The sequence below is a fragment of the Paenibacillus harenae DSM 16969 genome, from assembly GCF_000422465.1.
Taxonomy (GTDB): Bacteria; Bacillota; Bacilli; order Paenibacillales; family Paenibacillaceae; genus Pristimantibacillus; species Pristimantibacillus harenae.
This window is the reverse complement of sequence record NZ_KE383842.1, coordinates 1882661-1895196: the sequence shown is the minus strand read 5'-3', so window position 1 is coordinate 1895196 and position 12536 is coordinate 1882661. Positions and strand designations below refer to the sequence as shown.

Here is a 12536-nt window from a genome sequence, read left to right as displayed (position 1 = left end):
CCAAAGCTTGAGTTGATTAGACAAATTTGATCCGTATCATTAAGATGATTAAAGGAGGGAAAAGTTTAACAAAGGAGCGAGAGTAATATGGAACTTATCTATCACGGACACTCCTGTGTGCAAATCGTGACGGGAGGCAAATCGCTTATTATTGATCCCTTTCTTAGAGGGAATGAACGGGCGGTAACGAGACCGGAGGACATCCGCACGGACGCCGTCCTGTTGACGCATGCGCATGCAGATCATATTTCGGACGCCGATTTGATTGCCAAAGCTAACGACGCGCCGGTGATCGCGATTTTCGAGCTTGCCGCTTATATGTCCTGGAAGGAAGTAAAGACGATCGGGATGAATATGGGCGGAACCGTCGATTTGGGATTCGCGAGGGCGAAAATGGTCCAGGCCTTCCATTCCTCCGGCATCGTGCTCGAAAGCGAGAAACAAATTATTTACGGCGGTATGCCGGCAGGCTTTATCATTCAAGCGGAGGGCAAAACGATTCTTCATGCGGGAGATACGGCCCTGTTCGGCGACATGAAAATGCTCGGGGAAAGGTACGCGTTCGACGCGGCGTTTATTCCGATCGGGGATCATTATACAATGGGCCCGGATGACGCCGTGCAAGCGGCGGAGTGGTATAATGCGAAGCTTGCCGTACCGGTGCATTATAATACGTTCCCGGTTATCCGCCAGGAAGCCGAAGCTTATGTTCGGCAGCTTCAAAACAAGGGATTGAACGGGCAGGTGCTGGAACCCGGGCAAAAGCTGACTTTGTAAAGAAAAATACATCAAGCCTCCTCAATGGGATTGGGGAGGCTATTTACTGTTCCGAACACAGTAATCTCAAAACATGATTTTGGTCTCGAAGCGATAAAAGCAGTCGTGAATTATTTGTTAACCAATATATATCATGAATATGATACTTTAATGAGAGAAATATGCTCGTGATAAAGCACTGACTGTACATAATGTCTATTGAATGATGAAAAAATCAAACACATTGTATAATGTATTCGAGATTGAATGTTATATAATATTACACAAAGAGTATCGAAGCCGTTACTTCAATTGAAATCCGGTAATCGGCCGGGAGGAGGAAACTTATGTTATCGGACGAAGCCGTCCCGTCAACGGAAATAGCGGTGGAGCGCATTTCGATGGTTTTCGGCAAGAAGGACCATGAAGTCGAAGCGCTCCGCGACGTCAGCTTCGAAATTTACAAGAATGAATTCGTGTCGCTGCTCGGACCTTCGGGCTGCGGCAAGTCAACGCTGCTGCGACTGATGGCGGATTTGCTGGAGCCGACAAGCGGCCGCATTACGATCGGCCAAGAGCATCCGCGAGAAATGCGGCTTAGGCGCAAGTTCGGCATTGTGTTTCAGAACCCCACGCTGTTCGAATGGCGAACGGTAAAAGACAATATTGAACTGCCGCTTGAAGTTTTCGGCATTAAAAAGTCAGAATATTCAAAAATATCAGATCAACTGCTGGAAATGGTCGGCCTGACCCCATTCAAGCACCATTATCCATGGCAGCTTAGCGGCGGCATGCAGCAGCGCGTGGCGATTGCGCGAGCCCTCTCCCTCGATCCTCCGATTTTATTCATGGATGAACCTTTCTCGGCGCTGGACGAATTTACGAAGGAAAAGCTTCAGCTTGACCTGCTTGAAATTAAGAAAAAGACGAACAAAACGATCGTGTTCGTTACGCACAGCATTCCGGAGGCGGTCTTTCTATCCGACCGGGTCATTGTGTTATCCTCGCATCCGGGAAGGGTCCATTCCATCTTGAATATGGACAGGGAGGAGGGAAGCCCCTCGCTCGTCCGGCAATCCGGCCTCTTTCACGAGATGACCGCCGCCGTTAGGAAATGCTTCTACAAGGAGAGTGATTCGCTTGACGGGCAGATGGTCTAGAGGATGGAGCGGCGGAGCCGTTGTCGCGCTGTGGATGGTCCTGCTCCTGGCGCTGTGGGAAGGCGCCGCTTGGTACATAGCGAATGTCGCGCAGGTAACCGCCCCGGCATCCAAGCTCCCTTACCCCCATCTGGTGCTCGGCACGCTGCGGGAGCACTTCCGGCCGCTTCTGGAACAAGGAGCGATAACGTTCGGCAACTCGATTACCGGCTTCGTTATCGGATCGGCCGTCGGCTGCGCGCTTGCTGTCGTCATGAGCCTCTCTAGGACGGTAGAGCACACGCTGTCGCCTTATATGGTGGCTTCTCAAATGGTGCCGATCATCGGACTGGCGCCGATCGTTTACGGCATTGTGCATGACGCGGCGTTGTCGCGGGTGCTGATGGCCGGTTACGTTACCTTCTTCCCGGTGACCATTAACACGCTGCGCGGACTGCAAAGCGTCAAGCAGGAGCAGCTTGAGCTAATGCGCTCATACGCGGCGAATACCTGGGCGCTGTATACGAAACTGAAGCTGAAGGCGGCGCTGCCGGGTTTGTTCGCCGGCCTTAAGCTGTCGGGGCCGCTGGCGATCACCGCCTCCATTATCGTTGAGCTGATGGGAGCGCCGGACGGGGTCGGCGTACTGATGATCAGCTCGCTGTATTACGGAACCTCTCAGGTCTACATGTTCTGGTCGACCGTCCTCGTAAGCGTAGCGATCGGCCTGGTTCTGTTTCTCCTGATCAGTCTGGCGGAACGGCTGATTACGCCTTGGCAGCCGGAATTCCGGGCGAATGGAGGCGAGCCGCGATGAAGGACCTCGCCGCAGTGAGCGGGCAAACGGGCGGGCCGGAGAGCAGCCTTCAACCGCTGGAGCCAGCGGCCCCCAAGGCGGATATCCACCGCGGTCAGGCTTCTCGGCGAAAGTTTCCCGCGACGTTCTGTCTTCCTTTCTTTTTCGGGCTTATGTTTCTCTTGACCTGGCAGCTCGAAGGCTTTCACCGGCTGTTCCGTCTCGAGCATTACCAGCTGCCGATTCCTTCGGCCATCGCTGCTGCAATCCTTGACAATGCCCCCATGCTATGGAGCTATTCCCTGTACACGGGCTCCGAAATATTAGGAGGATGCTTGGCCGGTTCACTTCTCGGATTGATCGCCGCAGCCGCTGCATCGTTCGTTCCAAGGGCGGGAAGAGGAGCGATTACGCTGATGGCCTCCCTTAACGCGATTCCGATTGTAGCGCTCGCTCCGGTCATGAACAACTGGTTCGGCGACGGCGTCGCCTCCAAGATGGCGATAGTCTCCGTCATGACGATGGCGACGATGGCTGTCAGCGCCTTCAAGGGACTGCGTTCCATCGAGCCGCCCTATCTCGAGCTGATGAGCTCGTATGCGGCAGGCAAGCTTCAGACGTTCGCGAAGCTTCGCTTTCGGTCCGCGCTTCCAGCCGTCTTCACGGCGCTGAAAATCAATATGTCCACAAGCATTATCGGGGCGATTGTCGGCGAATTTTTTATATCCTCGCGAGGGCTGGGCTTCCTGCTCTCCGACCAGATCAAGCTGGCGAACATGCCGCTGGCTTGGTCCTGCATCGTCATAGCGGCCGTCATGGGCATCATTCTCTATTACGCCGTACAGCTTGCGGAGCGGCTTGCCATTCCCTGGCATGCGGCGCATCGCAGACGTTAGGCAGCATCGCCGGTCCCGCCCGGCATGATATTAGGCAGCGAGAGATGGCGGAAGCTTGATATAGAAATGGTGGACAAGGAGAGGATTGGTTTTATGAAAAAGAGAAGCCGAGCCGCACGATCCGCATTTACGCTGGCGCTGACGGTTGCGCTGACGCTTGTCGCCGCCTGCGGGGGCGGGGGGAACAATGAGCCTGCGCAGCGGACAACCGAACCCGAAAAATCCGCAAGCGAGGCGCCTGAGGAGACGATGAAGCCGGACGCGCCGCTGACCAAGGTGAAGATTCAGCTGAAGTGGGTGCCTCAGGCGCAATTCGCCGGCATCTTCACTGCGAAAGAGAAAGGCTTTTATGAAGAAGAAGGGCTCGATGTGGAAATTATACCGGGCGGTCCCGACGTCGTCATTGAGCAGCAGGTCGTGAACGGAGCGGCCGATATCGGCGTAACCAGTTTCGACAGCCTGCTCGTTAACCGCGATAACGGTCTTCCGCTCGTATCGGTCGCGCAAGTGCTGCAGAAAAGCTCTTACCGGTTCGTCGCATCCAAGGAATCGGGCATCGATTCGCCACATAAGATGAAAGGGAAGAAGGTTGGCATGTGGACGGGCAGCCAGCAGTTCCAGGTGCTTGCGTTCATGGAGAAGAACGGGCTCGATCCCGCGAAGGACGTCGAGCTCGTGAAGCAGGGATTTACGATGGACCAGTTCTTCAATAAGCAGCTGGACGTCGCGGTATCTACGATTTACAACGAGTACCACGTCGTGCTGGAAAGCGGCGTAAAGGAAGAGGATTTGTACGTCTACGATTTCGAGGACGCGGGCGTCGGCATGCTGGAGGATACGCTCATCGTCAAGGAGGACTGGCTGAAGAACAACCGCGAAACCGCCGTGAAGGCGATAAGGGCGACCATGAAGGGGTGGAATTACGCCATCGCGAATCAGGCGGAGTCGGTCGATATCGTGATGGCCGCCGTCACGGAAGGCAGCACGACGAAGGAGCATCAGACGACCATGCTGATGGAGATGGCGAAGCTGATCAAGCCGGAAGGCTTCACGGACGGTCAAGTCGGTTTGTTCGTGGACGATGCCGTGCGGCGCACGGTGGATATTGCGCTCAAATACGGGCTGATCAAGAAGGAGCCTGATCTTGCCGCCGCAATGGATAAATCGATTTTGGAGGATGCCGCGAAGTAGGGAGGCGAAGCCGAAGGAATTGAGTTGCAGACGGGGGCCCGTTCGATACGGGTACGAGCAGCGAAGGAGGAAGGGCCATGACCATATACGACGCGGCGATGGACACGGTGTCGAAGGAACGGCTGCTGGAGAAGGACCGCAATTATTTATGGCATCATATTACTCCTCATAACGACAACCCGATGGTGATCGTCTCCGGCGAGGGGAGCTGGATTACCGATGCGGACGGCAACCGCTACCTGGACGGCATGTCCGGGCTGTGGTGCGTCAATGTCGGCCACGGGCGGGAGGAAATCGCGTTGGCGGCTGCGGAGCAGATGAGAACGATCGCGTATTATCCGCTCGTCCAGTCGCATGTCCCGGCCATTGAGCTTGCGGCCAAGCTGAACGAGTGGCTGGAAGGCGAATACCGGATTTTTTTCTCCAACTCCGGCTCGGACGCGAATGAAGTCGCCTTCAAAATCGCCCGCCAGTATCATCATCAGAACGGCAAGCCGGCGAAGCACAAATTCATTTCGCGATACCGGGCTTACCACGGAAACTCGATGGGGGCGCTCGGGGCGACCGGCCAGGCGCAGCGGAAGCTGAAATACGAGCCTCTCGGCGTAGGCTTCCAGCTTGTGCCGCCCCCATATTGCTACCGCTGCCCGTTCGGCCAGACGAAGGAATCCTGCGAGCTGCAGTGCGCGCAAGCCTATGAGGATGCGATTAACTGGGAGGGCGCCGATTCGGTGGCGGGCGTCATCGTCGAGCCGGTCATTACCGGCGGCGGCATGATCGTCCCGCCGGACGAGTATTTGGCGAAGCTTCGCGCGATTTGCGACAAATACGGCGTGCTGCTCATTGTCGACGAGGTCATCTGCGGTTTCGGCCGGTCCGGCGAGAAGTTCGGCCATCATAACTTTGGCGTTAAGCCGGACATCGTCACGATGGCGAAAGGGCTGACAAGCGCTTATTCGCCGTTGTCCGCGACCGCCGTATCCGCCGGGCTGTATGCCAGCTTCAAGGAAGCCGGCCCGGATCATCATTTCCGGCATGTGAATACGTTCGGGGGCAATCCCGTATCATGCGCCGTCGCGCTCAAAAATCTCGAAATATTGGAGCGAGAAGGGCTGGTCGCCCGATCGGCTTATATCGGGCAAGAGCTGAAGGAGCGTTTGAAGGAACTCACCCGGCATCCGAAGGTCGGAGAGATACGTCTGTTCGGTTCTGCGCTTGGCATCGAGCTGGTCGAAGATAAGGAGTCGAAGGAGCCGGCCTCGGCGGAGTCGGCAGCCGCCATTATCGCGGGCTGCAAGAGCAGGGGTCTGCTGATCGGCAAAAACGGGGATACGGTACCCGGCTTTATGAATATTATAACGCTCAGCCCCCCATTGTCCTCGACGGACGAGGATATCGCCTTTATCGCGGATACGCTGCTCGAGGTTTTCGGAACCGGGCAGGAAGGAGCCTGATCATGACGATGAACAAAGCACCGCAAACAAGCATTCATTCGCAGCGGCTGCACCGCCGCATCGAGGAGCTTGCGCAAATCGGGAAAATCGGCGAGACCGGCGTCTGCCGGCTCGCGCTGTCGAAGGAGGATCGGGCCGGAGTAGAGCTCGTGATGAGCTGGATGGAGGAAGCGGGGATGAGCGCGCGCATCGATCCATTCGGCAATTTGATCGGCGTGCTGCAGGGGCGGAATCCGGAGGCGCCCGTATTAATGCTCGGCTCCCACGTCGATTCGCAGCCGTACGGCGGACGGTTCGATGGCGCGATCGGCGTATTGGGAGCGATCGAAGCGGTGCAGACGATGAAGGAGAACGGCTTCGTGCCGGCGATGAACATCGAGGCGGTCGCTTTCTGCGACGAAGAGGGCTGCCGGTTCAATAAAGGATTGTTCGGAGCAAGAGGGATGACGGGGAAGCTCGAGGAAGGCGAGCTGGAACGCGCCGATAAGAACGGAATAACGCGCAGGCAGGCGCTCCTGGCTTTCGGTTGCGACCCGGCGGCGTTTGAAGGCTATACGTTCGAGGAAGGGAGGATCGCCGCCTTCCTGGAGCTTCATATTGAACAGGGGCCGGTGCTGGAGGCGCTGGGCGCCCCAGTCGGCATCGTGACCGGCATATCGGGTCCGCTGTGGTGGACGGTCGAGATGACCGGCTTCGCTGGACACGCCGGATCCGTGCCGATGCCGATGCGGCGCGACGCGCTCGTCGGCTGCGCCAAGGTTATCGTCGCGCTGGACGAACTGGCGAGGCGGGAGCCCGGAGCCCCGACGGTCGGGACGGTCGGCTCGCTGACCGTATTTCCGGATTCGCGCAACATCATCCCGGAGAAGGTATCGTTCACCGTCGATTTGCGGGATATCGAGCTCGGCAGGCGCGATGAACGGGAACGGGAGCTTCGTTCGGTCATTGACAAGGCCTGCGCGGAGCACGGCTTGCGGTATACGATCCGCGAGGATACGAACAGCGAGCCGAGATATTGCTCGGAGTGGCTGAAGGATGTGCTCCGGAGCGAGGCGGCAGCGCTCGGATTGACGCCGCCGGAGCTGATGAGCGGACCGTTTCACGACTCGCTGACGATGTCCTATGTGTGCGATTACGGCATGATATTTGTCCGCTGCAAGGACGGCATCAGTCATAATCCGGAAGAATATGCTTCGCCGGAGGATATTTCCCTCGGAGCTGAGCTGCTGTACCGCGCGGCGCTGTCCATTGCATCCGGGAAGGGGGATGGTTAACGATGAGCGAGGTGACGATCGGACTCATACAAGCATCGAGCGACCTGCATGGCGGCGAACCGGTTGAAGCGCACAAGAAGGCGGCCGTCGAGAAGCATATCGGCCTTGTGCGCGAGGCGGCGGCTAAGGGAGCGCAGATCATCTCGCTGCAGGAAATTTTCTACGGGCCGTATTTCTGCGCGGAGCAGAAGACCAAATGGTATGACGCCGCGGAAGAAATGCCGAACGGTCCGACGACGAAGCTGTTCCAAGAGCTTGCAAGGGAGCTTGGCGTCGTTATCGTGCTCCCGATTTACGAACGGGAGGGCATCGCCTCCTATTACAATGCGGCGGCGGTTATCGACGCGGACGGCGCGTACCTCGGCAAATACCGGAAGCATCATATCCCGCATGTTGCGGCGGGCGAAGGCTCCTGCGGCTTCTGGGAGAAATATTATTTCAAGCCCGGCAATCTGGGATACCCGGTGTTCGATACCGCATTCGCCAAGGTCGGCGTCTACATCTGCTACGACCGGCATTTCCCCGAGGGGGCCAGGGCTCTCGGCTTGAACGGGGCGGAGATCGTGTTTAATCCGTCGGCCACCGTCGCCGGCACGTCCGAATATTTGTGGAAGCTGGAGCAGCCGGCGCATGCGGTAGCTAACGGCTATTACGTCGCCGCGATCAATCGGGTAGGCGTGGAGGCACCGTGGAATATGGGGGAATTTTACGGCCAGTCGTACCTGGTTGACCCGCGGGGCTCCATCCTGGCGATCGGCAGCAGGGATAAGGACGAGGTCGTAATCGGGGTCATGGATAAAGCGGTGATCCGCGAGGTTCGCGATGTATGGCAGTTCTACCGCGACCGCCGGCCGGAAACGTACGAGAAGCTCATTCATTTGTAGACAAGGGGAGGGAGGCATCGATGAATCCAACGTTCATATCCGCAGAGTCGATCAGTAGAAATTTCGCCGAGGTGAAGGCCGGCATGAAGCCGAAGGAGGCGGTCGAGGAATCGAACCGCTGCCTGTATTGCTACGATGCTCCCTGCATTAAGGCGTGCCCGACCGGCATCAACATCCCTTCTTTTATTAAAAAAATCGCTTCCGGCAACATGAAAGGATCCGCCAGGACGATCATGGACGCGAACCCGGTCGGCGCGACTTGCTCCCGCGTATGCCCGACGGAGGAGCTGTGCGAGGGCGCATGCGTGCTCAACCATTCGTCGAAGCCGATCCTGATCGGCAATCTGCAGCGCTATGCGACCGATTGGGCGATTCGGAACGACCAGTCGCTGTTCGCGGCGGGGAAGAGCAACGGCAAGAGCGTCGCCGTTATCGGCGGCGGACCCGCGGGCTTGTCGGCCGCAAGGGAGCTGGCCCGGTTCGGCTTTGCCGTTACGGTATACGAGGCGAAGGAGCAGGCCGGCGGCCTCGATACGTACGGCATCGTATCGTTTCGGCTCCCGCAGGACATCTCGCTGTGGGAGGTCGAGCAGGTAAGGAAGCTGGGGGTCCGGATCGTGACCAATACGAGGGTCGGAGCCGATATCAGCGCAGAGCAGCTGCTGGAGCGGTTCGACGCCGTCGTGCTAGCGGTCGGCATGTCGAAGGTGCCGATGCTCGGCATCGAGGGTGAGAGCTTGAACGGGGTCTTTGACGCCATCGATTTTGTCGAATCGACGAAAGCATCGGTACGCGCCGATATCGCAGGCAAACGGGTTGCCGTTATCGGCGCGGGCAATACGGCGATCGACGCCGCGACCTGCTCGGTCCGGCTCGGGGCGGATCGCGTGCAAATCGTCTACCGCCGGACATCGGAGGAGATGACCGCATACGATTTCGAATTTGATTTCGCGAAGCGGGACGGGGTGGAGTTCAGATGGCTGACCGCGCCGGTCCGCATCATCGGAGACGGGAATGGCGGCGTTGCCGCCATGGAATGCGTGCGGATGCGGCTGGAAGAGAAGGACGGGAAGCGGCATCCGGTGCCCGTCGAAGGCTCAATGTTCGTCATGGAGGTCGACGCGGTTATTAAGGCGATCGGCCAGACCCGCCATCTTCCGCTAGTCGAGCAGCTTGGATTAGCGCATAAGCGAGGCATCGTCACCGTCGACAACGAGACGAACCGGACGTCGGACCCGCGGGTGTTCGCGGCGGGCGACGTTATTTTCGGGGAAGGGCAGGGCGAAGCGATGGTCGTATCCGCCGCGCAGCAGGGCAAGCAGGCGGCTTATGCGATTTATAAGCAGCTTGTCGAGCTGCAGGAGGAGCCGACATAACGGAACATGACGAAGGAAGGTGGGGGATTGAATGGCTGATTTACGAATCAATCTGGCGGGCATCTCGTCGCCGAATCCTTTCTGGCTGGCGTCCGCGCCGCCGACGAATACGGGCTACCAGGTGCAGCGCGCCTTCGAGGCAGGCTGGGGCGGAGCGGTATGGAAGACGCTCGGGGATCCGATCATCAATACCTCTTCGCGGTTCGCGGCCGTTCATTTCAACGGGCAGCGCGTAGCGGGGTTCAACAATATCGAGCTGATTACCGACCGCCCGCTTGAGGTGAACCTGAAGGAAATTGCCGAGACGAAGAAGCGGTTCCCGAATCATGCCGTAGTGGTATCGCTCATGGTCGAGCCGAAGCGCGAGAAATGGCATGAAATCGTCAAGCGGGTCGAAGCGGTCGGCGTCGACGGGCTTGAACTGAACTTCGGCTGTCCGCACGGCATGGCCGAACGCGGGATGGGCTCGGCCTCCGGCCAGCAGCCCGATCTTGTCGAGGCGCAGACGATGTGGGTGAAGGAAGCGGCGCAGACGCCGGTGATCGTGAAGCTGACGCCGAACATTACGGACATCACTATGACGGCGATCGCGGCGGCACGGGGCGGAGCGGATGCGATTTCGCTTATTAACACGATCAATTCGCTTGCCGGCGTCGATCTTGATTCGTGGAACACGATACCTCATGTGGGCGGCAAGGGGGCGCACGGCGGGTACTGCGGTCCGGCCGTCAAGCCGATTGCGCTAAATATGGTCGCCGAGTGTGCGCGGAGCCCGCATATCCATATTCCGATATCCGGCATCGGCGGCATCTCCAATTGGAAGGATGCGGCCGAATTCATGCTGATGGGCGCGACGGGCGTGCAGATCTGTACGGCGGCGATGCACCACGGCTTCCGTATCGTCGAGGACATGATCGACGGCTTGAACAATTATTTGGACGACAAAGGACTTGCTTCGGTAAGCGAGCTGATCGGCAAATCCGTGCCGCGCTACTCCGATTGGGGCGATCTTGACCTGAATTATCAAGTCGTCGCCCGCATCCATGAAGATAACTGCATTGTTTGCAACAAATGCCATATCGCCTGCGAGGATACGTCGCATCAATGCATCGAACGGCTGGAAACGAGCGACGGGCGCTCTTATTTGAAGGTAAGAGAGGAAGATTGCGTAGGCTGCAACCTGTGCGCCATCGTCTGTCCGGTCGAGGATGCGATTACGATGGTGGAAATTCCTTCTACGGAGCTGCCTATGTCATGGAACCAGCGTCAGAAGGCGATTGGCAGCATGGGACAGAATGAGGCGCCGGGCGCCAAGGAGGCGGTATAATTAGTGGCTAAGCTGATTAAGAACGGGACGGTCGTAACGGCAGCGGATACCTACCGGGCCGACGTCCGGATTGAAGACGGCGTGGTCAAGCAAATCGGTACCGGGCTGGAAGCGGGCGGCGCTGAGGTTATCGACGCCTCCGGACATTATTTGTTTCCGGGAGGCGTCGATCCGCATACTCATCTCGATATGCCGTTCGGAGGAACCGTCACGGCCGATGACTTCGAGACGGGGACGATCGCGGCGGCGTTCGGCGGCACGACGACGGTCATCGATTTTTGCCTGACGGACAAAGGCAAGCCGCTACGCGATTCGTTAGACAAGTGGCATGCGAAGTCGAAAGGCAAGGCGGCGATCGATTACGGCTTTCACTTGATGATCGGCGAAATAAACGATGAGGTTCTTGCGGAACTGCCGTCCATCGTGCAAGAGGAAGGAATAACGTCGTTTAAGGTATTCATGGCTTACAAAAACGTATTTCAAGCCGATGACGGCACGCTGTACCGTACGATGCTGACGGCCAAGGAGCTGGGAGCGACGGTGATGGTGCATGCGGAGAACGGCGACGTGATCGACTATCTCGTCGAGAAGGCACTATCGGAAGGGAAGACGGAACCGATCTACCACGCGCTTACGCGCCCGCCCGAACTGGAGGGCGAAGCGACCGGACGGGCGGCCAAGCTTGCGGGCTTGACGGGAGCGAGGCTGTACGTCGTTCACGTGACTTGCGAGCAAGCGGTGCAGGCTATCGCCGAGGCGAGAAGCCAAGGGATCGATATATGGGGCGAGACATGCCCGCAGTATCTGGTTCTCGATCAATCGTATTTGGAGCTGCCGGATTTTGAAGGCGCGAAATACGTCTGGTCACCGCCGCTCCGGGAATCCTCCCATCAACAGACGCTCTGGAACGCGCTGAAGACGGGCGTGCTGCAGACGATCGGCTCCGACCAGTGTTCCTTTAATTTCATCGGACAGAAGGAGCTTGGCCGCGGCGATTTCAGCAAAATTCCTAACGGCGGTCCGGTCATTGAGGACCGGTTCTCCTTGCTTTACTCGGAAGGGGCGGCGAAAGGCCGCATCACGCTTAACGAGTTCGTGAATATCGTCTCGACGAGAAACGCGAAGCTGTTCGGCCTGTACCCGCGCAAAGGGACCATCGCCGTCGGCAGCGACGCCGATATCGTTATCTTTGACCCAAGCGCGGAACGAACCTTGTCGGCGGAGACGCATCATATGAACGTCGATTATAACCCGTTCGAGGGCATGAAGGCGACCGGAGAACCGGTCAGCGTGCTGTCGCGCGGCGAATTCGTCATCCGCGACCGTGCGTTCGTCGGCAAGCCGGGAACGGGCAAATTTCTGAAGCGCGCAGCGTATAAGCCGGCTGAGGCGCCGGCGACCGGCAGCAAGGAGACGGTGCGTCAGCCTTAAGAAAGGGGGAAA

General features: G+C 58.0%; 11 protein-coding genes. All 11 read left to right on the top strand.

Annotated features, from left to right (window positions below; translation table 11 throughout):
* The first annotated feature begins 87 nt into the window (after window positions 1-87).
* The 11 genes from H581_RS0119070 (at window position 88) to hydA (ending at window position 12524) form a co-directional block, all read left to right on the top strand.
* A complete protein-coding gene (locus H581_RS0119070) occupies window positions 88-777 on the top strand; it encodes a metal-dependent hydrolase (RefSeq protein WP_028611416.1) in 690 nt (229 codons plus the stop codon).
* 326 nt (window positions 778-1103) lie between these two features.
* Window positions 1104-1916: an ABC transporter ATP-binding protein gene (locus tag H581_RS0119065; protein ID WP_028611415.1), complete on the top strand. Its 813-nt coding sequence runs from the start codon at window positions 1104-1106 to the stop codon at window positions 1914-1916.
* The gene (locus H581_RS34510) at window positions 1897-2712 is read left to right on the top strand and encodes an ABC transporter permease (RefSeq protein ID WP_036718831.1); all 816 of its coding nucleotides are present in this window, start codon (window positions 1897-1899) and stop codon (window positions 2710-2712) included. Before H581_RS0119065 ends, H581_RS34510 begins: the two co-directional genes overlap by 20 nt.
* Window positions 2709-3587 (top strand): ABC transporter permease, encoded by an 879-nt coding sequence (locus tag H581_RS0119055; protein ID WP_028611414.1) that lies wholly within the window; start codon window positions 2709-2711, stop codon window positions 3585-3587. The genes H581_RS34510 and H581_RS0119055 overlap by 4 nt, the downstream gene beginning before the upstream one ends.
* A 93-nt stretch (window positions 3588-3680) precedes the next feature.
* Complete coding sequence (locus H581_RS0119050; RefSeq protein WP_156889611.1) at window positions 3681-4778, top strand: ABC transporter substrate-binding protein; 1098 nt, start codon at window positions 3681-3683, stop codon at window positions 4776-4778.
* A gap of 77 nt (window positions 4779-4855) precedes the next feature.
* Window positions 4856-6232, top strand: a complete 1377-nt coding sequence (locus H581_RS0119045; protein ID WP_156889610.1) for an aspartate aminotransferase family protein — start codon at window positions 4856-4858, stop codon at window positions 6230-6232.
* A gap of 8 nt (window positions 6233-6240) precedes the next feature.
* Complete coding sequence (locus H581_RS0119040; protein WP_028611411.1) at window positions 6241-7506, top strand: M20 family metallo-hydrolase; 1266 nt, start codon at window positions 6241-6243, stop codon at window positions 7504-7506.
* Window positions 7507-7508: 2 nt separating this feature from the next.
* Entirely contained in the window at window positions 7509-8390 is an 882-nt protein-coding gene (locus tag H581_RS0119035) for a nitrilase-related carbon-nitrogen hydrolase (protein WP_028611410.1), read from the top strand.
* A gap of 20 nt (window positions 8391-8410) precedes the next feature.
* On the top strand, window positions 8411-9766 hold the full coding sequence (locus tag H581_RS0119030) for an NAD(P)-dependent oxidoreductase (protein ID WP_028611409.1): 1356 nt from the start codon (window positions 8411-8413) through the stop codon (window positions 9764-9766).
* A gap of 31 nt (window positions 9767-9797) precedes the next feature.
* Window positions 9798-11093 (top strand): NAD-dependent dihydropyrimidine dehydrogenase subunit PreA, encoded by a 1296-nt coding sequence (gene preA, locus H581_RS0119025; RefSeq protein ID WP_028611408.1) that lies wholly within the window; start codon window positions 9798-9800, stop codon window positions 11091-11093.
* 3 nt (window positions 11094-11096) lie between these two features.
* A complete protein-coding gene (gene hydA / locus H581_RS0119020; RefSeq protein WP_028611407.1) occupies window positions 11097-12524 on the top strand; it encodes a dihydropyrimidinase in 1428 nt (475 codons plus the stop codon).
* Window positions 12525-12536: the final 12 nt, after the last annotated feature.